This window comes from Curtobacterium sp. ME26, from assembly GCF_903970945.1.
Lineage (GTDB): Bacteria > Actinomycetota > Actinomycetes > Actinomycetales > Microbacteriaceae > Curtobacterium > Curtobacterium citri.
Genome location: NZ_CAJCKG010000014.1, coordinates 1 through 23,313 on the forward strand (window position 1 = coordinate 1; position 23,313 = coordinate 23,313).

20 protein-coding genes are annotated in these 23,313 nt (G+C 71.9%); all 20 read left to right on the forward strand.

Annotated features, from left to right (window positions below):
• Positions 1–412: glutamate ligase domain-containing protein (locus H7A69_RS07570; protein WP_310648882.1), on the forward strand; the 412-nt coding region annotated here is incomplete at its 5' end.
• Positions 409–1,920, forward strand: a complete 1,512-nt coding sequence (locus H7A69_RS07575) for a UDP-N-acetylmuramoyl-tripeptide--D-alanyl-D-alanine ligase (RefSeq protein WP_182046506.1) — start codon at positions 409–411, stop codon at positions 1,918–1,920. The genes H7A69_RS07570 and H7A69_RS07575, both read left to right, overlap by 4 nt.
• On the forward strand, positions 1,917–3,020 hold the full coding sequence (mraY, locus tag H7A69_RS07580; protein ID WP_182046507.1) for a phospho-N-acetylmuramoyl-pentapeptide-transferase: 1,104 nt from the start codon (positions 1,917–1,919) through the stop codon (positions 3,018–3,020). The genes H7A69_RS07575 and mraY overlap by 4 nt, the downstream gene beginning before the upstream one ends.
• Positions 3,010–4,554 carry a UDP-N-acetylmuramoyl-L-alanine--D-glutamate ligase gene (gene murD, locus H7A69_RS07585; protein WP_182046508.1) on the forward strand — a complete coding sequence of 515 codons (1,545 nt, stop codon included), beginning with the start codon at positions 3,010–3,012 and terminating at the stop codon, positions 4,552–4,554. The genes mraY and murD overlap by 11 nt, the downstream gene beginning before the upstream one ends.
• Positions 4,523–5,797 (forward strand): putative lipid II flippase FtsW, encoded by a 1,275-nt coding sequence (ftsW, locus tag H7A69_RS07590; protein WP_182046509.1) that lies wholly within the window; start codon positions 4,523–4,525, stop codon positions 5,795–5,797. The genes murD and ftsW overlap by 32 nt, the downstream gene beginning before the upstream one ends.
• A complete protein-coding gene (locus H7A69_RS07595) occupies positions 5,794–7,002 on the forward strand; it encodes a UDP-N-acetylglucosamine--N-acetylmuramyl-(pentapeptide) pyrophosphoryl-undecaprenol N-acetylglucosamine transferase (protein WP_182046510.1) in 1,209 nt (402 codons plus the stop codon). Before ftsW ends, H7A69_RS07595 begins: the two co-directional genes overlap by 4 nt.
• Entirely contained in the window at positions 6,999–8,417 is a 1,419-nt protein-coding gene (gene murC, locus H7A69_RS07600) for a UDP-N-acetylmuramate--L-alanine ligase (RefSeq protein WP_182046511.1), read from the forward strand. The genes H7A69_RS07595 and murC overlap by 4 nt, the downstream gene beginning before the upstream one ends.
• Positions 8,414–9,736: an FtsQ-type POTRA domain-containing protein gene (locus H7A69_RS07605; RefSeq protein ID WP_182046512.1), complete on the forward strand. Its 1,323-nt coding sequence runs from the start codon at positions 8,414–8,416 to the stop codon at positions 9,734–9,736. Before murC ends, H7A69_RS07605 begins: the two co-directional genes overlap by 4 nt.
• Positions 9,737–9,919: 183 nt before the next feature.
• Positions 9,920–11,086, forward strand: coding sequence for a cell division protein FtsZ (gene ftsZ / locus H7A69_RS07610; protein ID WP_069711161.1), 1,167 nt, complete (start codon positions 9,920–9,922; stop codon positions 11,084–11,086).
• Positions 11,087–11,093: 7 nt separating this feature from the next.
• The gene (locus H7A69_RS07615) at positions 11,094–11,813 is read left to right on the forward strand and encodes a YggS family pyridoxal phosphate-dependent enzyme (protein ID WP_182046513.1); all 720 of its coding nucleotides are present in this window, start codon (positions 11,094–11,096) and stop codon (positions 11,811–11,813) included.
• Between the two features lie 42 nt (positions 11,814–11,855).
• Positions 11,856–12,425: a cell division protein SepF gene (locus tag H7A69_RS07620; RefSeq protein ID WP_182046514.1), complete on the forward strand. Its 570-nt coding sequence runs from the start codon at positions 11,856–11,858 to the stop codon at positions 12,423–12,425.
• Positions 12,426–12,499: 74 nt separating this feature from the next.
• Positions 12,500–12,796 carry a YggT family protein gene (locus H7A69_RS07625; protein WP_220456212.1) on the forward strand — a complete coding sequence of 99 codons (297 nt, stop codon included), beginning with the start codon at positions 12,500–12,502 and terminating at the stop codon, positions 12,794–12,796.
• A gap of 183 nt (positions 12,797–12,979) precedes the next feature.
• On the forward strand, positions 12,980–13,699 hold the full coding sequence (locus H7A69_RS07630) for a DivIVA domain-containing protein (protein WP_182046515.1): 720 nt from the start codon (positions 12,980–12,982) through the stop codon (positions 13,697–13,699).
• A gap of 2 nt (positions 13,700–13,701) precedes the next feature.
• The gene (gene lspA / locus H7A69_RS07635) at positions 13,702–14,388 is read left to right on the forward strand and encodes a signal peptidase II (protein ID WP_259346134.1); all 687 of its coding nucleotides are present in this window, start codon (positions 13,702–13,704) and stop codon (positions 14,386–14,388) included.
• A complete protein-coding gene (locus tag H7A69_RS07640) occupies positions 14,385–15,314 on the forward strand; it encodes an RluA family pseudouridine synthase (RefSeq protein ID WP_069711155.1) in 930 nt (309 codons plus the stop codon). The genes lspA and H7A69_RS07640 overlap by 4 nt, the downstream gene beginning before the upstream one ends.
• A gap of 452 nt (positions 15,315–15,766) precedes the next feature.
• Positions 15,767–19,300 (forward strand): DNA polymerase III subunit alpha, encoded by a 3,534-nt coding sequence (gene dnaE / locus H7A69_RS07645; RefSeq protein WP_182046516.1) that lies wholly within the window; start codon positions 15,767–15,769, stop codon positions 19,298–19,300.
• Positions 19,301–19,332: 32 nt separating this feature from the next.
• Positions 19,333–20,085: an aminoglycoside phosphotransferase family protein gene (locus H7A69_RS07650; RefSeq protein WP_259346135.1), complete on the forward strand. Its 753-nt coding sequence runs from the start codon at positions 19,333–19,335 to the stop codon at positions 20,083–20,085.
• Between the two features lie 121 nt (positions 20,086–20,206).
• Positions 20,207–21,517, forward strand: coding sequence for a histidinol dehydrogenase (hisD, locus tag H7A69_RS07655; RefSeq protein WP_182046518.1), 1,311 nt, complete (start codon positions 20,207–20,209; stop codon positions 21,515–21,517).
• 63 nt (positions 21,518–21,580) lie between these two features.
• Positions 21,581–22,069: a transcriptional regulator NrdR gene (nrdR, locus tag H7A69_RS07660; RefSeq protein ID WP_182046519.1), complete on the forward strand. Its 489-nt coding sequence runs from the start codon at positions 21,581–21,583 to the stop codon at positions 22,067–22,069.
• Entirely contained in the window at positions 22,066–23,151 is a 1,086-nt protein-coding gene (locus tag H7A69_RS07665) for a quinone-dependent dihydroorotate dehydrogenase (RefSeq protein WP_182046520.1), read from the forward strand. The genes nrdR and H7A69_RS07665 overlap by 4 nt, the downstream gene beginning before the upstream one ends.
• Positions 23,152–23,313 lie beyond the last annotated feature (162 nt).

Consider the following 23,313-nt stretch of genomic DNA (forward strand, 5'->3'; position numbering starts at 1 on the left):
GTTCACGACCGGCCGGGTCCTCATGCTCTTCGGCGCCGACGGCGACCGCGACACGACCAAGCGCGGCGACATGGCGCGCGTGGCGGCGGCCGGCAGCGACGTGCTCGTCGTCACCGACCACCACCCCCGCTTCGAGGACGCCGCGTCGATCCGGAAGACCCTGGTCGACGCCGCGCGCGAGGCCTACCCGGACCACGAGACGTACGAGGTGAGCCCGCCCGAGGCCGCGATCCGCAAGGCGGTCAGCCTGCTCGGGGAGGGGGACTCGATCCTCTGGGCCGGTCCCGGGCACCAGGACTACCGCGACATCGCGGGCGTCCGCACGCCGTACTCGGCCCGCGACGAGGCCCGCCAGGCCCTCCGCGAGGCCGGCTGGGAGCCGAACTCCGGTCCGGCGGAGGAGATCCGATGATCGCGCTGACCCTCGCCGAGATCGCCACCGCGATCGGCGGCGAGCTCGTCAGCGGTGCCCGCGGACGGGTCGTCGACGGCAGCGTCGAGACCGACTCGCGCCTGGTCGGCGCCGGCAGCGTGTTCTTCGCCCTGCTCGGTGAGGAGACCGACGGCCACCGCTTCGTGCCGGCCGCGGCCGAGGCCGGTGCCGCGCTCGTCGTCACCGAACGCGCGGTCGAGCTGCCCGAGGGCAGCGACACCGCGCAGGTCGTCGTGCCCGACGGGTACGCCGCCCTCGCCGCGCTCGCGCACGAGGTCGTCGCGCGCGTCCGCGCCTCGAGCGCCGACCGCGTCGACGAGCAGGGCCGCCCCGCCCCCCTGCGCGTGGTGGGCATCACCGGCTCGAACGGCAAGACGAGCACGAAGAACATGCTCCGGACCATCCTCGAGCAGCACGGCGACACCGTCGCGCCGCAGGGGTCCTTCAACAACCACGTCGGCGCCCCGGTCTCGATGCTCCGCATCACCCACGACACGCGGTTCCTCGTGGTCGAGATGGGTGCCAGCGGCATCGGTCACATCGCGAAGCTCGTCTCGATCGCCGAGCCGGACGTCGGCGTCGTCCTCAAGGTCGGACTCGCGCACGCGGGGGAGTTCGGCGGCATCGAGGCCACGCAGCGCGCGAAGTCGGAGATGGTCACCGACCTGCCGGCGACCGCGACCGCGCTGCTCAACGTCGACGACGACCGTGTCGCGTCCATGCGGGCGCTGACCGACGCGACCGTCGTCGGGTTCGGCACGTCCGCGGGTGCCGACTACCGCATCGGCGGCATCGAGACGGACCGCAGCGGCACCCGCTTCACGCTCACCGCGCCTCCCGTCCGCCCCGGAGGCGACGGTCTCGCCGACGCGACGGACCAGCCGGGAGGCACCACGCGTTTCCCCGAGACCGTCGACGTCCGGCTCGCCATCCTCGGTGAGCACCACGCGATGAACGCGTCCGCCGCGCTCACCGTCGCGCACCTGTGGGGGGTCCCGCTCGCCGCCGGCGCCGAGGCGCTCGCGTCGATGACGCGGGCCGAGCGCTGGCGCATGGAGCTCCTCCAGGGCGGACCCGAGGGCGTCACCGTCATCAACGACGCCTACAACGCCTCGCCGGACTCGATGGCGGCCGCGCTCCGCACCCTGGCGCAGGTCGTGCGCCCGGGCGAGCGCTCCGTCGCCGTGCTCGGCGAGATGGCCGAGCTCGGCGAGTACGCGACCGAGGAGCACGACACCATCGGTCGGCTCGTCGTCCGGCTCGGCATCGGACAGCTCGTGGTCGTCGGACCCGGCGCCGCCGCCATCCACCAGGCCGCCACGCTCGAGGGGTCGTGGGACGGGGAGTCCGTGTACGTCGAGGACGTCGACGACGCCGTCCGTGCCCTGCAGGAGATGGTCCGCCCCGGCGACGTCGTCCTGGTCAAGTCCTCGAAGTCAGCCGAACTGCGATTCCTCGGCGACCGCCTCGGAGGTGTCACCGAATGATCGCGCTCCTCGTCGCCGGCGCCGTGTCGCTGGTGTTCACACTGCTGCTCACGCCGCTGTTCATCAAGCTGTTCCACCGTCTCGGGTGGGGACAGTTCATCCGTGACGACGGCCCGCAGTCGCACCACACGAAGCGCGGCACGGCCACGATGGGCGGCATCGTCCTCATCATCGGCGCGGTGCTGGGCTACTTCGTCGGACACCTGGTCGGGCGTGACTCCGTCACCCTGTCCGGGCTGCTCGTGCTGTTCCTCATGGTCGGACTCGGGTTCGTCGGCTTCATCGACGACTTCCTGAAGGTGCGACGCCAGCGGAGCCTCGGGCTCGGCGGGTGGGCCAAGGTCCTCGGCCAGGTCATCGTCGGCGTCATCTTCGCCACGATCGCGCTCGTCGTGCCGACCGGGAACGGCAAGCCCCCGGCGTCCACGATGATCTCCGCGATCCGCGACGTCCCGTGGCTCGACTTCATGGTGCTCGGGACCGTCATCGGCACGGTCCTGTACCTGGCGTGGATCGTGCTGCTCACGGTTTCGACGTCGAACGGCGTGAACGTGGCGGACGGCCTCGACGGTCTCGCGACCGGGTCGAGCATCCTCGCGATCGGCTCGTACGTGATCATCGGGTTCTGGCAGTCCAACCAGATCTGCGGCGGCGTGCGGCTCGACGAGAGCACCGCGCACGCCTGCTACAGCACGACCGACCCGCTCGACCTGGCCGTCGTCGCGGCCGCGGTCTGCGGTGGCCTCATCGGCTTCCTCTGGTACAACACCTCGCCCGCGCAGATCTTCCTCGGCGACACGGGGTCGCTCGGCCTCGGCGGCGCCCTGGCCGGTCTCGCGATCCTGAGCCGCACCGAGCTGCTGCTGATCCTCATCGGTGGACTGTTCTTCATCGTCACCGGCTCGGTCATCCTGCAGCGGGCCTACTTCAAGATCACCCACGGCAAGCGCATCTTCCGGATGAGCCCGCTGCACCACCACTTCGAGCTGAAGGGGTGGGCCGAGGTGACCGTCGTCGTCCGGTTCTGGATCATCGCGGGACTCTGCGTCGCCGCCGGTGTCGGACTCTTCTACCTGGAATGGATCGCCCGTGTCGGCTGACGCCCGCACGCCCACCGCTCGGCTCGACGGCCTCGACAGCTGGTACGCCGAGGGGTGGAAGGGGCTCCGGGTCGCTGTGCTCGGGCTGGGCGCCACCGGCTTCTCGGTGGCGGACACCCTGGTCGAGCTCGGCAGCGAGGTCACCGTCCACGCCCCGGACGGACCCGACGACACCGTCGAGCTGCTCGACGTCATCGGTGCCCGGTTCGAGCGCACGTCGCTCGACACCGTGCCCGAGTCGCTCGTCGCGCAGGCGCCGGACCTCGTGGTCGTCTCGCCCGGCTTGCCGCCGCACAACGCGAGCGTGCAGTGGGCCACGGCGAACAGCGTGGTCTGGGGCGACATCGAGCTCGCGTGGCGCGTCCGCGACAAGGTCGTGCGCGGCCCGATCGCGGCGCCCTGGGTGACGATCACCGGCACGAACGGCAAGACCACGACCACGCAGCTGACCACCGCGATGTTCGCCGCGTCCGGACTCCGTGCGGTCGCGTGCGGGAACATCGGCGTGCCGGTGCTCGACGTCGTCCGCGACCCGGAGGGCTTCGACGTCCTGGTCGTCGAGCTCTCCAGCCACCAGCTGCACTACATGCCCACCACGGGCGACGGCGCCGTCGTGCCGCTCGCGAGCGGCTGCCTGAACATCGCCGACGACCACCTCGAGTGGCACGGTTCCGCCGAGGCCTACCGGGCCGCGAAGGCGAAGGTCTACGAGCGCTCCGTCATGGCGTGCGTCTACAACACCGCCGACGACGCCACCCGCCGCATGGTCGAGCAGGCCGACGTCGTCGAGGGCTGCCGTGCCGTCGGCTTCACCCCCGGGGTCCCCGCACCGGGCGACGTGGGCATCGTCGACGACGTGCTCTGCGACCGCGCCTTCACCGAGGACCGCCGCAACAGCGCGCTCGAGCTGGCCACCCTGGCCGACCTCGAGCAGGCCGGCCTCGCGAGCCCGCACATGACCATGAACGTCCTGGCCGCCGCCGCCCTCGCGCGTGCCGCGTCCGTCGCACCGGCGCACATCCGCAGCGCCGTGCAGGGGTTCCGCGCCGACCACCACCGCACCGAGCACGTCGCGACGGCGGACGGCATCACCTGGGTCGACGACTCGAAGGCCACGAACCCGCACGCGGCGACGGCGTCGCTGGCGTCGTTCGAGACCGTCGTCTGGATCGTCGGTGGCCAGTTCAAGGGCGTCGACATCGACGGGCTCGTCGAGCGCTTCGGTCCGGACGCCCGGGCGGCGATCGTGATCGGGACCGACCGCGCGCCCGTGCTCGAGGCATTCGCGCGACACGCGCCCGGGGTGCCGGTCCTGCAGGTCGAGGCGACGGACACTGAACACGTCATGCCCGAGGCGGTCCGGCATGCCGCTTCGGTCGCGCGACCTGGCGACACGGTCCTCCTCGCCCCGGCTGCTGCGTCGTTCGACCAGTTCGGTTCCTACGCCGACCGGGGGCGTCGATTCGCGGCGGCGGTCCACGAGCACCTGGGAGGCACAGCCGATGGCGACCACGGATCTCCCGAGCGGCCGTAGCGGCACCCGCACGGCGGCCGGTTCCCCCCGTGCCGACGGACCACGCCGGACGCACGGCGCCGTCGTCGCGGTCAAGAACGTCTTCGTCGCCGAGTCGAGCACGTTCTACACGATCCTCGGCGTGACGCTGTTCCTCGTCGTCTTCGGCGTCGTGATGGTGCTGTCCTCGTCGAGCGTCGAGCAGTACGCGGCGACGCACGACTTCTTCGGGGCGGCGTCGCGACAGGGGCTGTACGCCGTGCTCGGCGTCCCGCTCATGCTCGTCGCCAGTCGCGTGCCCGCGCGGGTGTGGCGGAAGTGGGCGATGCGGATCCTCGGCGCCGCGCTCTTCCTGCAGCTGCTCGTCTACACACCGCTCGGCATCGAGGTGCAGGGCAACCGGAACTGGGTCGGCTTCGGGTCGTTCACCGCGCAGCCGTCCGAGGCGATCAAGCTCGCGCTCGCGCTCGGCATCGGCGCGATCATGTACGCCAAGCGCGACAAGCTCCGGGACTGGAAGGAGATCTTCGTCCCGGTCGGCATCGCCACGGTGCTGCCGCTCGGCATGGTGCTCCTCGGTGGCGACCAGGGCACCGCGATGATCATGCTCATCCTGGTGCTCGGCGCGCTCTACATCGGCGGCGCCCGCGCACGCCACCTGCTCGCGATCGTCGTCGCGGTCGGGGTGGTCCTGCCCTTCGTGACGATGGCCTCGTCCTCCCGGCAGGTCCGCATCAGCGCGTGGCTGTCCGGGTGCACCGACTCCAACCAGTACCAGGACCTCTGCTGGCAGCCGGTCCACGGCATGTGGGCGCTGGCGTCCGGCGGGGTCTTCGGCGTCGGGCTCGGCAACTCCAAGGCCAAGTGGTCGTGGCTGCCCGAGGCCGACAACGACTACATCTTCGCCATCATCGGCGAGGAGCTCGGGCTCATCGGGGCCGTCGTCGTCCTCGCGCTCTTCGTGGTCCTGGCGGTCAGCATGATCAAGGTGATCCGCCAGTCGAACGACCCCTTCGTCCGCACCGTGACCGGCGCGATCCTCGCCTGGATCATCGGGCAGGCGCTCGTCAACATCGCGGTGGTGCTCGGGCTCCTGCCCGTCCTCGGCGTCCCGCTCCCGCTCATCTCCGCCGGAGGTTCGGCGCTCATCATGACCCTCGTGGCCATCGGTGTCGTGCTGTCCTTCGCCCGCGACCTGCCCGGACGGAACGCGGTCGGCGGGCCGCGGCACGACCTCGCACCCCAGAACGGAAGGTTCCGGTGAGCACGTACCTCTTCGCCGGCGGCGGCACCGCCGGACACGTCAACCCGCTGCTCGCCGTCGCCGACCGGCTGACCGAGCGCGACCCGGAGGCCCGGGTGCTCGTGCTCGGTACGGCCGAGGGGCTCGAGTCGCGGCTCGTGCCCATGCGCGGCTACGAGCTGCTGACGATCCCGCGCCTGCCGTTCCCGCGTCGGCTCGACGCCCGCGCGCTGCGCTTCCCCGGACGGTTCGCGGCGGCGGTCCGGCGCACCGAGCGGTTCATCCGCGAGCACGACGTCGAGGTGGTCCTCGGGGTCGGCGGCTACGCGGCCGCGCCGGCCTACATCGCGGCGAAGCGCACGGGCACGCCGATCGTCGTGCACGAGCAGAACGCCAAGCCCGGGCTGGCGAACCGGCTCGCCGCGTTCCTCACCCGGCACGTCGGGCTGACGTTCTCGAACACTCGCCTGCGCCACGGCCGCGTGGTCGGCATGCCACTGCGCCGGGAGATCGAGACGCTCGACCGCCGTGCCGCGCGCGCCGAGGGGCTGGCCGAGTTCGGCCTCGACCCGGACCGACCCGTCCTGCTCGTCACCGGCGGCTCCTCCGGTGCGCGGAGCATCAACGCGACCGTGAACCGGTCCGCGACGGCGATCGTCGACGCCGGGTGGCAGGTGCTGCACGTCGTCGGCGGCAAGTCGGACATCGGCCCCAGCGACCTCGACGGGTACCACGTGCTGCCGTACTGCGACCGGATGGACCTGGCCTACGCCGCGTCGGACTTCGTGGTCTCGCGCTCCGGTGCCGGCATGGTCTGCGAGCTGACCGCCGTCGGTCTGCCGAGCGTGCTCGTGCCCTACCCGGTCGGCAACGGCGAGCAGCGGCACAACGCGGCGGACGTCGTCGGCGCCGGGGGAGCGGTGCTGGTGGACGACGCCGCGTTCACCGAGGACTGGGTCTCGTTCCAGCTGCTCGGCATCCTGCGCGACCGGGCCCGCATCGCGGACATGGCGGTGCGTGCGGGGAGCGTGGGCCACCGCGACGGGGCCGACCGGATGACGGCGCTCGTCCAGGACGCGGCGGTCGGGGCCACCCCACGGGCCCGACGCGGCAGCGGGGAGACGCGCACCGCCACGGACGCGACGAGCCCGAGCCCGAGCCCGAGCCCGAGCACGAGCCCGAGCCCCAGCCCGAGCGCCGGCACCAGCACCACGGAGGAACGATGACCATCAAGCCGGACCTGACCCAGCCGATCCCCGACGACCTCGGCACGGTCCACTTCATCGGCATCGGCGGCTCCGGCATGAGCGGCATCGCCCGGATGTTCCTCGCCGCCGGGCACCGCGTCACCGGCAGCGACTCCCGCGAGACCGCGACGACCGGCACCATGCGCGACCTCGGCGCCGAGGTGCACGTCGGGCACGACGCGGCGAACCTCGGTGACGCGGACACCGTGGTCGTCACCAGCGCCCTCTGGCCGGACAACCCCGAGCTCCTCGAGGCGCAGCGCCGCGGCCTGCCGGTCCTGCACCGGTCCCAGGCCCTCGCCGCCCTCATCGCCGACCACCGCCTCGTCGCGGTCGCCGGCGCCCACGGCAAGACCACGTCCACCGGCATGATCGTCACCGCCATGGTCGAGCTCGGACTCGACCCGAGCTTCGTCAACGGCGGCGTCATCCAGTCGCTCGGCACGAGCTCGGCCCCGGGCACGAGCGACCTGTTCGTCGTCGAGGCCGACGAGTCCGACGGCTCCTTCCTGCTCTACGACGTCGCCGTGGCCCTCGTCACGAACGTCGACGCGGACCACCTCGACCACTACGGCAGCGAGGACGCCTTCATCGACGCGTTCGTCGAGTTCGCCGGCCGGGCACGCGAACGCATCGTCGTCTCGAGCGACGACGCCGGCGCGAAGCGCGTGACGGCGGGCGTCCGGGCGCGCGAGGGCGCACCCGAGATCGTCACGTTCGGCGAGGCCGCCGACGCCGACGTCCGCATCGAGCGCATCGTCGAGTCGGCGAGCGTCGAGGTCGACCTGCGCGCCGGGGGCGAGTCGCACCACATGACCCTGCGCGTGCCCGGACGGCACAACGCCGTGAACGCCGTCGGCGCCTTCGCGGTGCTCACCGGTCTCGGGGTCGCCCCGGCCGACGCGATCCGCGGCATCGAGGCGTTCGGCGGCACCGAGCGGCGCTTCGAGCTGCACGGCGTCGAGCGCGGTGTCTCCGTGTACGACGACTACGCGCACCACCCGACCGAGGTCGCGGCCGCACTCCGCGCCGCCCGGAACGTCGTCGGCGACGGCCGCATCATCGCGATCCACCAGCCGCACCTGTACTCGCGGACCCGCCTGATGGCGGGGGACTTCGCGAAGGTCTACGAGGAGCTCGCCGACCACACCGTGGTCCTCGACGTCTACGGCGCCCGGGAGGACCCGGAGCCCGGCGTGACCGGTGCCCTCGTGCAGGAGCGGTTCGTGGACCAGTCCCGCGTGGACTTCCTGCCCGACTGGGACGAGGCGTCCGCACGCGCGGCCGACGTCGCGCGCGAGGGCGACATCGTCATGACGCTCAGCTGCGGCGACGTGTACCGCATCATCCCGCAGGTCCTCGGTGCCCTGCACGACGGGACGCGCACGCAGTGAAGCGTCCCGAGGGCTTCGACGGGCGTCCGGAGGAACCGGCCGGCCCAGCCGAGCGCGCGTCGACGCCACGGCAGCGTCGTGGCCCGCTGATCCCGCGGCGCCCGTCACGTCCGCCCGCGACCGACGGCCGGGAGGCCCACCGGGACCCCGGTACGTCGGCCCCCGTCGACGAGCGGGTCGACGAGCGGGTCGACCCCACCGCCACGGCTGCGTCCGGCGCGCCCGGTCACCGGGACCGCGCCGGCGCGATCGCCAGCGCTGCCGGCCGTCGGCTCGGCGCCGGCTTCTCCTCGGTCGCCGAACGGCTGCGGGAGTACCAGGCCGACGACGACCACGACACCGCCCGCCCGGGGGCGCACCCGGCTGCCGAGCACGGCACCCACGACGGCACCGACGGCGGCGGGCCCGGACGCCTCGCCACCGTCACCGACGTCATCGACGCGGCCGTGCCGTCGGTCGCCGACCACGCTGCCGACGACTCCGGTGCTGCGGCCACGGGCGCGCACGCGACCCCGATCGGTGCGGGCGTCCGCGCCGCCGAGACCGCCCGCGAGGCCCGCGTGGCGAAGCGCCGCCGTCGGCTGCTCGAACGCGCCGAGGTCCGGCGGTTCACCCGCAGGGCCCGGCACCGTCGTGCCGCGTGGATCACGGTCGCGGCGGTCGTCGTGGTGTTCGGTGCCTCGATCCTCGTCGCCGTCACCTCGCCGCTCATGGCCCTGCGGACGATCGAGGTCCGCGGTACCGACCGCGTCGACGCGACCGCCCTGCGGCAGGCGCTCTCCGACCAGGTCGGCACGCCGCTCGCCCGGCTGGACTTCGACGAGGTCAAGCGGGACATCGCCGGCTTCCCCCTCATCGAGAGCTACGTGACCGAGGAGGTCCCGCCGCACACCCTGGTGGTGACCGTCACCGAGCGCACGCCGGTCGTCGCCGTGCCGTCGGGGAAGTCCTTCGACCTCGTCGACCCGGCCGGCATCGTCGTGCAGTCGTCGCCCAAGCGCCCGGAGGGCGTGCCGGTCGCCGACGTCGCCCGCGCCGAGCTCGGGTCCCCGGTCTTCCGCACGATGACCGAGGTCGTCCTGTCGCTGCCGTCGACCGTCCGCAACCAGGTGACGGACGTCCGCGCGAGCACGGCGGACGACGTCACGCTGACGCTCGGCGACGGGTCGACCGTCGTGTGGGGGAGCCCGGACTCGTCGGACGCGAAGGCGGCACTGCTCGCGGCACTCGTCAAGGACCACACCGCGCGGAACCCCGACACGAAGGTCGAGTTCGACGTGTCGGCGCCGGACAACGGCATCGTCCGCGCGAAGGACTGACGCGCCGTCGCTGCCGGGCGGACGCCGCGTGAGCAGGAATCGACGACCGCGATCGGCGACACGCGGCGTGGCGGGGCGACAGCCTGCGGAGCACACCCGTAGCGTCGGGGGAGCACCACATCTACCAGCATTGCCCCTGAACTTCAAGTAGAGGTTGAGGGTTCAACCGGAGGCCCGACTGACGTGACCACGAACCACAACTACCTCGCCGTCATCAAGGTCGTCGGTGTCGGCGGCGGCGGCGTGAACGCCGTGAACCGCATGATCGAGCTCGGCCTCCGCGGCGTCGAGTTCATCGCGATCAACACCGACGCACAGGCACTGCTGCTCAGCGACGCCGACGTCAAGCTCGACGTCGGCCGCGAGATCACCCGCGGTCTCGGCGCCGGCGCGGACCCCGAGGTCGGCCGTCGTGCCGCCGAGGACCACGCCGAGGAGATCGAGGAGGCCCTCGCGGGTGCCGACATGGTCTTCGTCACGGCCGGCGAGGGCGGCGGCACCGGGACGGGTGGTGCGCCCGTGGTCGCGCGCATCGCGAAGTCGATCGGCGCGCTCACGATCGGTGTCGTCACGAAGCCCTTCAGCTTCGAGGGCAAGCGTCGTCAGTCGCAGGCCGAGAACGGCGTCGCGTCGCTCAAGGACGAGGTCGACACGCTCATCGTCGTGCCGAACGACCGCCTGCTCGAGATCAGCGACCGCGGCATCTCCATGGTCGAGGCCTTCGCGACCGCCGACCAGGTCCTGCTCGCCGGTGTCCAGGGCATCACCGACCTCATCACCACGCCCGGTCTCATCAACCTCGACTTCGCCGACGTCAAGTCGGTCATGCAGGGCGCCGGTTCGGCGCTCATGGGAATCGGCTCCTCGCGGGGCGCCGACCGTGCCATCAAGGCCGCCGAGCTCGCCGTGGCGTCCCCGCTGCTCGAGGCCTCGATCGACGGTGCCCACGGCGTGCTCCTGTCGATCCAGGGCGGCTCGAACCTCGGCATCTTCGAGATCAACGATGCCGCGCGCCTGGTGCAGGAGGCCGTCCACCCCGAGGCCAACATCATCTTCGGTGCCGTGATCGACGACACCCTCGGCGACGAGGTCCGCGTGACCGTCATCGCCGCGGGCTTCGACGGCGGCGAGCCGAGCTCGCAGCAGCAGAAGCAGCACCGCTCGAGCTGGGTCGATCCCGAGGGCGGCGCGGGTGCGTCGTCCGGCGCGGCCGGCACCGGCGCGATCGAGGACACCGCGACGAGCGCACCGTCCTGGTCGTCGCAGGAGCACGAGGCGCCCGTGCGTCGTGCCGCCGACCCGGCGTTCGACGACGACGACGAGCTCGACGTCCCCGACTTCCTGAAGTAAGCCTCCCGTGGCTGCCGAGACGCGCCTCCAGACCGTCGACCGTGACGGACTGGAGGCGCGTCTCGCGTCCGTCCGGTCCGCGATCACAGACGCGGCCCGCGCAGCGGGGCGCTCGGCCGACGAGCTGACGCTCGTCGTCGTCACCAAGTACCACCCGGCCTCCCTCGTCCGCGAGCTCGCCGCGCTCGGCGTCACCGACGTGGGGGAGAACCGGCACCAGGAGGCCCAGGCGAAGGCCGCGGAGCTGGCCGACCTCGACCTCACCTGGCACTTCGTCGGACAGCTGCAGTCGAAGAAGGCACGCCAGGCGCGGCGGTACGCCGACGTCGTCCAGTCGCTCGACCGCGACTCGGTCGTCGACGCCTTCGCGCCGACGGACGCCGAGCCGGACCCGCGCGTGATCGACGGCTTCGTCCAGGTCAACCTCACCGACGACCCCGGCCGCGGCGGTGTCCAGCCGGAGGACGTCGAGGCGATGGCCGAACGGGTCCTGGCGACCGGCACGGTCCGCCTGCGCGGGGTGATGGCCGTCGCACCGCTCGACGAGGAGCCCCGTCGCGCCTTCGTTCGGCTCCGCGCGATCTCCGAGCGTGTCGTGTCCCTCGCGCCCGGCGCCACCGACGTCTCGGCCGGCATGAGCGGCGACTTCGCGGAGGCGATCGCCGAGGGCGCGACACACCTCCGCATCGGCACGGCAATCACGGGAAACCGGCCCGTCGCGCCCTAGCCTCGTCCCAGGGCATCCACGAGCACGAACTCCGGAGGAACCATGGCCAACCCGCTCAAGAAGACGATGGTCTACCTCGGCCTCGCCGACGAGGAACTGTACGAGGACGAGCAGCAGCAGGCGGCTCCGGCGCAGACGCGCCAGCCCGCCGCCGCCCCGGCTCCCGTCGCCACTGCGGCCGCGACCCCGGCACCGGAGGCACCGGCCGCCGCCGCACCCGCTGCGGCACCCGCCGAGCCCAAGACGCACACCCACCAGCGCGGCGCCCAGGTCACCCCGCTCCGCCGCTCGCACACGACCGCACAGAAGGCGACCCCGGTCCAGGAAATGAACGAGATCCTCACCGTCCACCCGCGCGAGTACAAGGACGCCCAGTCCATCGCCGAGAGCTTCCGCGACGGCATCCCCGTCATCATCAACCTCTCGCAGATGACCGAGTCGGACGCGCGTCGCATGATCGACTTCGCATCGGGCCTGTCGCTCGGGCTGTTCGGGAAGATCGAGCGCGTCACGAACAAGGTCTTCCTGCTCTCGCCCGCCCACGTCGCGGTGAGCGGTGAGCCGGCTGAGGTAGAGTCCGACATCGAGGCGTCCTTCTTCGCCCAGTCCTGAGCCGTCCCCGCGGTTCAGCCCGCCCCGTGCGGCCGTCCTGACGACGGACGCACCCGAGCCGAGCGAGCCCCATCGTGTCACTGGTCTTCGGGATCCTCTCCTTCGCCCTCCTCCTCTACTTCTTCGTGATGTGGGGTCGGTTCGCGTTCGACATCGTGCAGGCCTACAGCCGGTCGTGGCGTCCCCGTGGCGCCCTGCTGGTCGTCGCCGACGTGGTCTACACCCTGACCGACCCGCCGATCCGGTTCGTCCGGCGGCTCCTCCCGCCGCTGCGGCTCGGGCCGGTGGCGCTCGACTTCGGGTGGACCATCGTCATGCTCGTGGTGATCATCCTCCGGGTGATCGTCGGGGGCCTCGCCCGCGGTTTCTGACCGCGTTCCGCCGCGACACGCGCCACGCCCAGGCGAAGGTCACGGTTCCGATCCGGCTCCGGTGTACGGTGATCGGGATCGATGTCCGCCCCGGCGGACGTCCGCACCGCTCGACGTGACTGGTAGGTTCGGTCGCGACGCAAGTGGTTCCACACGTTCAGCAGTTCTATCGAGGTGACGGCAATGGCTTTGACGCCGGAAGACGTAGTCAACAAGCGGTTCCAGCCGACGAAGTTCCGGGAAGGCTACGACCAGGACGAGGTCGACGACTTCCTGGACGAGGTCGTCGTCGAGCTCCGTCGCCTGACGGCCGAGAACGACGAGCTCCGGCAGCGCCTGCAGGCCGCCGAGTCGGCGCCGAAGCCGGCCGCGGTCGAGCAGCCCGCCGACGCGCAGACCACCGCGGAGCACGACGAGCAGCCCGCTCCGACGCCCGAGCCCGAGCCGGCCCCCGTCGCCGCCGCTCCGGAGCCCGCGCCGGTCGCCGCCGCCGCTCCCGCCCCGTCGACGGTCCCCGCCGACGAGGACACCGAGGGCACCACGAACCTCCTCACGCTCGCCCGTCGTCTCCACGAGGAGCACGTCCGCGAGGGCATCGAGAAGCGCGACGCGCTCATCGCCGAGGGCACCGCGCAGGCCGCCCGCCTCGTGAGCGAGGCCGAGGCCAAGCAGCGCCAGATCATCGCCGACACCGAGAACACGAACCGTCAGCGTGTCGCGGTGCTCGAGCAGGAGCAGCGCCAGCTCGAGGGCAAGATCGACGAGCTCCGCACGTTCGAGCGCGACTACCGTGCGCAGCTCAAGAGCTACATCCAGGGGCAGCTCGACGAGCTGGGCGGTTCGGGCTCCGAGCAGTCCGGTCTCACCCCCGCGCCGGCGTCGGCGCAGGGCTTCGGCAACTGACGTTGTCCCGACCAGCACCACGAGCGAAGGTCAGTGTCCGCGCGATCGCGGCACTGGCCTTCGCCGCTGTCGTCGTGGTGGCACTCGACCAGGGCGTCAAGGCGCTCGTGGTCGCGAACCTGCCCTACGGCCAGGTGGTGCCCGTCCTCGGTGACGCACTCCAGCTCCTGTACGTCCGCAACCCGGGGGCCGCGTTCTCGTTCGCGGTGAACATGACCTGGGTCTTCTCGATCGTCTCGACGGCGGTCGTCGTCGCCATCGTCGTCTACGCCCGGCGCATCCGCTCGATGTGGTGGGCGATCGTGCTCGGCATGCTGCTCGGCGGCGCGCTCGGCAACCTGCTCGACCGGCTCTTCCGCGAGCCCGGGTTCGGCCGGGGCCACGTGGTCGACTTCATCTCGACACCGTGGATGATGCCGGCGATCTACAACATCGCGGACTCGTTCATCTGCGTCAGCATGGTGGTCTTCGTGCTCCTCGTGGTCCTCGGGGTCAACCTCGACGGCACCCGGGCGCTCTCGGCGAAGCAGCAGCGCGCGGCCGACGCCGCGGCGGCACGCGCCGACGAGGACACGACCACCCCGTCGACGCGCGCCGATGTCGCCGGCGCGAGCCGTGCCGCCCGTCCGGAACCGGACCCGCGTGCGCCGCGCGACGGCCACGACGTCCTCGGGCACGACGCGACGTGAGCGAGCACCGTTCCCTCCCGGTGCCGGACGGGCTCGCGGGCGAGCGCGTCGACGCCGCCATCGCCAAGCTCCTCGGGTTCTCGCGGTCCTTCGCGGCCGACGTCGTCGCGGCCGGCGGGGTCCGGGTCGACGGCGTCGAGGTCGGCAAGTCCGACCGCCTGCACGCCGACTCGTGGCTCGAGGTCGAGTGGGCTCCGAAGGAACCGCCCCGCATCGTGCCGGCTGCGGTGCCGGGCATGACGATCGTGCACGACGACGACGACATCGTCGTGGTCGACAAGCCCGTCGGCGTCGCCGCGCACCCGTCGCCCGGGTGGGACGGGCCGACGGTGCCGGGAGGCCTGGCCGCCGCGGGCTTCACCATCGCCACCTCCGGCGCCGCCGAACGCGCGGGCATCGTGCACCGGCTCGACGTCGGGACCTCCGGCCTGATGGTCGTCGCGAAGACCGAGCTCGCGTACACGCACCTGAAGCGGGCGTTCAAGGAGCGCACCGTCGAGAAGGTGTACCACGCGCTCGCGCAGGGGCACCCGGACCCGACCTCGGGCACGATCGACGCGCCGATCGGCAGGCACCCGTCGAGCGACTGGAAGTTCGCGGTGACGGCCGACGGCAAGCCGAGCGTGACGCACTACGCGACGCTCGAGGCCTTCCGGGCGGCCACCCTGCTCGAGGTGCACCTGGAGACGGGACGCACGCACCAGATCCGCGTGCACATGGCGGCGACGCGGCACCCCCTCGTCGGTGACACCACCTACGGGGCGGACCCGGTGCTCGCGGCCGAGCTCGGGCTCACGCGGCAGTGGCTCGACGCGGTGCGGCTCGGGTTCGAGCACCCGCGCTCGGGCGAGTGGGTGGAGTTCCAGGCGGACTACCCGGACGACCTGCAGCAGGCGCTCGAGCGCATCCGCGCCGCGTCGGCGTAGGCGGCTCGTCGCGTCGCGTCGCGCCGCGCCGCGTGCCGGTCGCCGAGGTTCCGCAATTGCGGCATGTCGGCGCGCATCTGAGCAACCTGCCGAACCTGGACAGCCCGCACGCGGCGAGTCGTGGGACCGCCGCGGCCGGAGCGTCGCGTGTCCTGCCCAGGTGGCCTACCGCGGGTGCACCGGGGACGGACGGGAGGCGCGTCGCGGCGCCGCCACGCGCCTCCCGTCCGTCACCGGGTCGCGTCCGTCGCCGTCCGCCGAGCGGGCAGCATCTGTGGCGCTCGGCGGCACCAGCCGACGTGTCCTGCCCGCTTGGACGGGACGCCTGCGGCGTGTCCTGCCCGCTCGCGGGCGCGGGCGGCCGGCCGACCCGGCGGACACGCCGGGGAGGTCGGTGCCGGCGGTTAGAGTTGTCCCGCCCCGCAGCAGTCCCCGTCGAAACCGGAGGTCCCGTGTCGGAATCCGACTCCTTCGTCCACCTGCACGTGCACAGCGAGTACTCGATGCTCGACGGTGCGGCGCGGTTGAGTGACCTCGTCGCCGAGACCGCCGCGCAGGGCATGCCCGCCGTCGCGGTCACCGACCACGGCAACATGTTCGGGGCGTTCGAGTTCTGGAAGGCCGCGAAGGCCGGCGGCGTGAAGCCGATCATCGGCACGGAGGCGTACATCACGCCCCGCACGCACCGCTCGGACAAGACGCGCGTGCGCTGGGGGGACGGCGGCGGCGACGACGTCTCGGGGTCCGGCGCGTACACGCACATGACGATGTTCGCCGAGAACACGACGGGCATGCACAACCTGTTCCGGCTGTCGAGCCGCGCGTCGATCGAGGGGTACTACTTCAAGCCCCGCATGGACATCGAGCTCCTCGACCAGTACCACGAGGGCATCATCGCGACGACGGGCTGCCCGTCCGGCGAGATCCAGACGCGCCTGCGCCTCGGGCAGTACGACGAGGCGCTCAAGGCGGCCGCCGACTACCGCGACATCTTCGGCAAGGACAACTACTTCGCCGAGATCATGGACCACGGCCTCGAGATCGAACGCCGTGTCATCGAGGACGTCGTGCGCATCTCGAAGGACCTCGGCATCCCGCTCGTCGGCACGAACGACCTGCACTACACGCACTCGCACGACGCGAAGTCGCACGCGGCACTGCTCTGCGTGCAGTCCGGCTCGACGCTGAACGACCCGAACCGGTTCAAGTTCGACGCCGACGAGTTCTACCTCAAGACCCCGCAGCAGATGCGGCACGTCTTCCGTGACCACCCCGAGGCGTGCGACAACACGCTGCTCATCGCCGAGCGGTGCGACGTCGAGTTCGACACCGCCGCCAACTACATGCCGAAGTTCCCCGTCCCCGCGGGCGAGACCGAGCACTCCTGGTTCGAGAAGGAGGTGGCGAAGGGGCTCGAGTACCGGTACCCGGGCGGCATCTCGAAGGAGGTCCAGGACCGCGCCGACTACGAGGTCGGGATCATCAACCAGATGGGCTTCCCGGGCTACTTCCTGGTGGTCGCGGACTTCATCAACTGGTCGAAGAACAACGGCATCCGGGTCGGTCCGGGCCGTGGTTCCGGCGCCGGCTCGATGGTGGCGTACGCGATGCGCATCACCGACCTCGACCCGATCCGGCACGGCCTCATCTTCGAGCGGTTCCTCAACCCGGACCGCGTCTCGATGCCCGACTTCGACGTCGACTTCGACGACCGGCGCCGCGGTGAGGCGATCAAGTACGTCACCGAGAAGTACGGGTCGGAGCGCGTCGCGCAGATCGTCACGTACGGCACCATCAAGGCCAAGCAGGCGCTGAAGGACTCGTCCCGCGTGCTCGGCTTCCCGTTCGGCATGGGCGAGAAGCTCACGAAGGCGATGCCGCCGCCCGTGATGGGCAAGGACATCCCGCTGACCGGGATCTTCGACAAGGACCACCCCCGGTACAAGGAGGCGGTCGACGTCCGGACGGTCGTCGAGACCGACCCGGAGGCGAAGACCGTCTTCGACACCGCCCTCGGACTCGAGGGCCTGAAGCGTCAGTGGGGCGTCCACGCCGCTGGCGTCATCATGTCGAGCGAGCCGCTCATCGACATCATCCCGGTGATGAAGCGTGAGCAGGACGGTCAGATCGTCACGCAGTTCGACTACCCGGCTGCGGAGTCGCTCGGCCTGATCAAGATGGACTTCCTGGGGCTCCGGAACCTCACGATCATCAGTGACGCCCTCGACAACATCAAGACGAACCGGGGGATCGACCTCGACCTCGAGACCATGGGGCTCGAGGACGAGGCGGCCTACCAGCTGCTGCAGCGCGGTGACACCCTCGGGGTGTTCCAGCTCGACGGCGGTCCGATGCGCGGGCTGCTCCGGCTCATGAAGCCGGACAACTTCGAGGACATCTCCGCGCTCATCGCCCTGTACCGCCCGGGGCCGATGGGTGCGAACTCGCACACGAACTACGCGCTCCGCAAGAACGGCGAGCAGCCGATCACCCCGATCCACCCGGAGCTCGAGGAACCGCTCCAGGACATCATCGGCACGACCTACGGCCTGATCATCTACCAGGAGCAGGTCATGGCCATCGCGCAGAAGGTCGCCGGGTTCTCCCTCGGCCAGGCGGACATCCTCCGTCGCGCGATGGGCAAGAAGAAGAAGTCCGAGCTGGACAAGCAGTACGCCGGCTTCGAGAAGGGCATGCAGGACAACGGCTACTCGGCCGCTGCCATCAAGACGCTGTGGGACATCCTGCTGCCGTTCTCCGACTACGCGTTCAACAAGGCGCACTCGGCGGCGTACGGCGTGGTGTCGTTCTGGACGGCGTACCTCAAGGCGCACTACCCGGCCGAGTACATGGCGGCACTGCTCACGAGCGTCGGCGACGCGCGCGACAAGCTCGCGCTGTACCTCAACGAGTGCCGCCGCATGGGGATCCGGGTCATGCCGCCGGACGTCAACGAGTCGATCGGCTTCTTCGCCGCCGTCGGCGACGACATCCGCTTCGGCATGGGTGCGATCCGCAACGTCGGCTTCAACGTCGTCGACGACATCGTGCAGGCGCGGACGGAGAAGGGCGCGTTCGAGTCCTTCCACGACTTCCTCCGGAAGATCCCGATCTCGTCCGCGAACAAGCGGACCGTCGAGTCGCTCATCAAGGCGGGCGCCTTCGACGAGTTCGGCGACTCGCGTCGCGCACTCGTGGAGATCCACGAGGGGGCGGTCGAGAGCGCGGTCAAGGTGAAGCGTGACGAAGCCCACGGCAACGTCGGCTTCGACTTCGACTCGCTGTTCGCCGAGGTCGCCGAGGAACAGCCCGCGGCGGCCCCCGTGTCGCAGGTGCCGGAGCGTCCCGAGTGGGCCAAGCGCGACAAGCTCGCGTTCGAGCGCGACATGCTCGGCCTCTACGTGTCCGACCATCCCCTGGCGGGGCTCGAGATCGAGCTCGCGAAGCACCAGTCGATCACCATCGCGGACGTCATCGCGGCCGACGACGGCATCGAGGGCGAGACGGTCACCGTCGCCGGGCTGCTGACGAGCGTGCAGCACCGCGTCGCGAAGTCGAGCGGCAACCCGTACGGGATCGTCCAGATCGAGGACTTCGGCGGCGAGATCGGTGTCATGTTCCTCGGCAAGACGTACCAGGAGTTCGGTCCGTCGCTCGTCGCCGACTCGATCGTGGTGCTCCGCGGTCGCGTCAACGTGCGCGACGACGGCAAGGCCCTGCACGCCGTGAGCATGTTCCAGCCGAACGTCGGCGACGCGATGGGCTCCGGCCCGCTCACGCTGTCCGTGCCCGAGCGGCAGGCGACGACCGAGATCGTCACCGAGCTCGCGGCGGTGCTCGGCCGGCACACGGGGGAGACCGAGGTGCGGCTCCGGCTGCTCAAGGACTCCGTCGCGCGCACCTTCGAGCTGCCGTTCCCGGTGAACCTGACGCCGGACCTGTTCGGCGAGCTGAAGAGCCTGCTCGGTCCGCGCTGCCTGGTGTGACGCCGGACACGCGTGCTCCGGACCCCGCGGTCGTGCGGGCGTTCGGAGCCGTGGAACCGGTGGGACGGCTCGCCGGTGGTCGCGGCCGCACGTACCGGGCGGGCCACGTGGTGCTCCGTCCGCACGACGGCGCCGCCGAGACGGACTGGCGCGCCGACGTCCTCGCAGCGCTGCACCACCACGACGACTTCCGCACCCCGCGTCCGGTCGCGACCGCGGACGGAGGGTGGCGGTCCGGCGACTGGGAAGCCTGGGAGTGGGTACCCGGCCACGCGGACGAGCGCCGTGTCGAGGACGTCCTCCGCGCGGGAGCGGCGTTCCACCGGGCGGTTGCCCACCTCGATCGGCCCGGTTTCCTCGACCGCAAGGACGACGCTTGGAGCCGCGCCGACCGAGCGGCCTGGGGCGAGGCGGCGTTGCCACCGGGGCGCACGCTCGCCCGACTCGCCGCCGCGTTCCGCCCGGTGAGCGCACCGGAGCAGCTGGTGCACGGCGACCTGCTCGGCAACGTCCTGTTCAGCGGTCCGGGCGCTGCCCCCGTCGTCATCGACTGGGCGCCCTACTGGCGAGCCCCCGGCTACGCCGCCGCCATCGCGGTGACGGACGCCGTCTGCTGGCACGGCCTGCCGGTCGACAGGGTCGACGCACTCGGTGTCGGGACCGCCGACTGGCGGCAACTGCTCGTGCGCGCCCTCGCGTTCCGCATCGCGACGCTCCACCTGCTCGGTGCGTGGGACGACGCTGCGATCCGGCGACACCGACCCGTCGTCGACGCACTCACCTGACGGCCGGGAGGCACGGGTCCGGTCCTCCTGTCGGCGCCTCGTCCGTCTGCGGGCCGGCCGCGGCACCCCGAGGGTCGGGCACCGTGGTCTCCCGTCCCGCGTCGGTAGGCTTGGCGGTCTGATGATGCAGCGAATCGACCTCCGCGGCGGACTGCCCGCCCGTGCCGACCTCCTCCGCCTCATGCCGCGCGCCGTCGGCGACGTCTCCCACGCCGTCGACGCGGCGCGCGAGCTCGTGGACGCGGTCCGACACCACGGGGCGTCGGCGCTGCGCGAGCAGGCCGAGCGGTTCGACGGGGGAGCGCCCGAGCACGTCCGCGTGCCCGCCGCCGAGATCGCCGCCGCCGTGGCCGGGCTCGCCCCGGCACTCCGCGAGGCCCTCGACGAGGCCATCCGCCGCGTCCGTGCGGCGAGTGCCGCGCAGGTGCCCGCCGGCTCCGTCACCACGCTCGCGGACGGCGCCGAGGTGCACCAGCGCTGGCAGCCCATGCGCCGCGTCGGCCTGTACGTGCCCGGCGGCAAGGCCGTCTACCCGTCGAGCGTCGTCATGAACGTCGTGCCCGCGCAGGTCGCCGGGGTCGGCTCGATCGCCCTCGTGTCGCCGCCGCAGCGTGCGCACGGCGGGCGGGTGCACCCGACGATCCTCGCCGCGGCGGGGCTCCTCGGCATCGACGAGGTGTACGCGATGGGCGGTGCCGGCGCGGTCGGAGCCCTGGCGTACGGCGTCGCCGAGATCGGCCTCGAACCAGTCGACCTCGTGACCGGGCCGGGCAACAACTTCGTCGCCGCCGCGAAGCGCCTGGTGCGCGGCGTGGTCGGCATCGACTCCGAGGCCGGGGCGACGGAGATCCTCGTGATCGCCGACGACTCCGCGGACCCCGGCTACGTCGCCGCCGACCTCGTCAGCCAGGCGGAGCACGACGAGCAGGCCGGCAGCGTGCTGGTAACGACGTCGGCGACGTTCGCCGACGCGGTGGAGGCGGCGATCCCGGAACGGGTGGCGGCGCTCGGGACGGCAGCGCGCCTCCAGACCGCACTCGACGGTCCGCAGTCGGCCGTGGTGCTGGTGGACTCGCTCGCCGACGCTGCGACGGTGAGCAACGCCTACGGACCGGAGCACCTGGAGATCCAGACCGCGGACGACGACGCCGTGCTGGCCGACATCGACGCGGCGGGTGCCGTGTTCGTCGGGCCGAGTACGCCCGTGAGCCTGGGGGACTACCTCGCCGGGTCGAACCACGTGCTGCCGACCGGCGGCCAGGCGCGGTTCGGCTCGGGCCTGTCCGCGTCGACGTTCCTGCGGCCGCAGCAGGTCATCCGCTACACGGCAGCGGCGCTGGCCGAGGTCGCTCCGCACATCGTCGCGCTGTCGTCCGAGGAGCAGCTGCCCGGCCACGGTGCGGCCGTCACGGAGCGGACCGGCAGGGCCTGATCGTCCACCGGTCCGTCGTCGCGCCCCTGGTGCGGCCGCCGAGCCGATAGCCTGGGCAGCGACATGTTCTGCCCCTTCTGCCGCCACCCGGACTCCCGCGTCGTCGACTCCCGCACGAGCGACGACGGCACCTCGATCCGTCGACGCCGCCAGTGCCCGAACTGCGGACGCCGGTTCTCGACCACCGAGACCGCCTCGCTCAACGTCGTGAAGCGGAACGGCGTGACCGAGCCGTTCAGCCGCGACAAGATCGTCTCCGGAGTCCGCAAGGCGTGCCAGGGCCGCCCGGTGACCGACGGGGACCTGGCCGTGCTCGCGCAGCGCGTCGAGGAGACCGTCCGGGCGTCGGGGTCGAGCCAGATCGACGCGAACGACATCGGTCTCGCGATCCTCGCACCGCTCCGCGAACTCGACGAGGTCGCGTTCCTCCGCTTCGCGAGCGTGTACCAGGCGTTCGACACGCTCGAGGACTTCGAGGAGGCGATCGGGCAGCTCCGGCTCGACCACCACGCGGCGACGCAGACCGGCAGCGGAGCGGGCAACAGCGCATGAGCGGTCTCGCCGAGCAGGCCGTGCGCAACGGCTACGCCGTGGTCTTCCGGTCGGTGTTCGCGAACATGGACCCGGAGCGGGCGCACCACATCGCGTTCGCGGTGATCCGGGCGCTGCCGGCGGTGCCGTTCCTGGCCGGGGTCGTCGAGCGGTACTCGCGGCCCTCCGCCGCCGACGGCGTCACGACGATGGGGATCCACTTCCCCTCGCGCTTCGGGCTGGCTGCCGGGTTCGACAAGGACGCGCGGGGGATCGCCGGGCTCGGGCTGCTCGGGTTCGGGCACGTCGAGGTCGGCACGATCACCGCGAAGCCGCAGCCGGGCAACGAGAAGCCGCGACTCTTCCGGCTCATCGCCGACCGGGCACTCGTCAACCGGATGGGCTTCAACAACCACGGTGCTGCGCGCGCGGCTCGACGGCTCGAGCGGGCGCGCCGCAACCCCGGACGTCCGGTCATCGGGGTCAACATCGGCAAGAGCCGCGTGGTGGCGGTCGAGGACGCCGTCGACGACTACCTCGAGTCGACGCGGCTGCTCGCCCCCTTCGCCGACTACCTCGCCGTCAACGTCAGCTCGCCGAACACCCCGGGGCTGCGCGGTCTGCAGGAGCTCGACCAGCTCCGACCGCTGCTCTCCGCCGTCCGCGACGCCGCCGGGAACACCCCGGTGCTCGTCAAGATCGCGCCGGACCTGACCGACGAGCAGATCGACGCCATCGCCGGACTCGCGGTCGACCTCGGTCTCGCGGGCGTCATCGCGAACAACACGACGATCGCCCGGACGGGCCTCGTCACGCCGGCCGCCGAGGTCGAGGCGATGGGGGCGGGTGGCCTCTCCGGGGCACCGGTCGCCGCCCGGTCGCTCGAGGTCCTGCGCCGGGTGCGCGCCGCGGTGCCGTCCGACTTCTGCGTGATCGCGGTCGGTGGCGTGACGAGCGAGCAGGACGTACAGGACCGCATCGACGCGGGGGCGACCCTCGTGCAGGGCTACACGGCGTTCCTCTACGAGGGTCCGACGTGGGCGACGCGCATCAACCGGCTGCGGCGCCGGCGTCTGCGGCGCGAGGAGCGCGCGGGGCGCTGACCGCCCGCGGGGCCGCGTGATCGAGCGGGCAGGACGTGCCGCTCGCGTTCGACGAGTGGCTGGATCCCGTCGCCGTCGGAGCCCGGACGTGGGGGATCCCGCACGCTCGGAGCCAGCTGCCGGGACCCCGGGTGCGACCGGCATCTCGCCCGGGAGCCCGGG

Bases quoted from the DNA above. Each gene is read 5' to 3' on its own strand.
- H7A69_RS07575 (WP_182046506.1), top strand. From the start codon at position 409: ATGATCGCGCTGACCCTCGCCGAGATCGCCACCGCGATCGGCGGCGAG.
- mraY (WP_182046507.1), top strand. From the start codon at position 1,917: ATGATCGCGCTCCTCGTCGCCGGCGCCGTGTCGCTGGTGTTCACACTG.
- ftsW (WP_182046509.1), top strand. From the start codon at position 4,523: ATGGCGACCACGGATCTCCCGAGCGGCCGTAGCGGCACCCGCACGGCG.
- murC (WP_182046511.1), top strand. From the start codon at position 6,999: ATGACCATCAAGCCGGACCTGACCCAGCCGATCCCCGACGACCTCGGC.
- H7A69_RS07620 (WP_182046514.1), top strand. From the start codon at position 11,856: ATGGCCAACCCGCTCAAGAAGACGATGGTCTACCTCGGCCTCGCCGAC.
- H7A69_RS07630 (WP_182046515.1), top strand. From the start codon at position 12,980: ATGGCTTTGACGCCGGAAGACGTAGTCAACAAGCGGTTCCAGCCGACG.
- hisD (WP_182046518.1), top strand. From the start codon at position 20,207: ATGATGCAGCGAATCGACCTCCGCGGCGGACTGCCCGCCCGTGCCGAC.
- nrdR (WP_182046519.1), top strand. From the start codon at position 21,581: ATGTTCTGCCCCTTCTGCCGCCACCCGGACTCCCGCGTCGTCGACTCC.
- H7A69_RS07665 (WP_182046520.1), top strand. From the start codon at position 22,066: ATGAGCGGTCTCGCCGAGCAGGCCGTGCGCAACGGCTACGCCGTGGTC.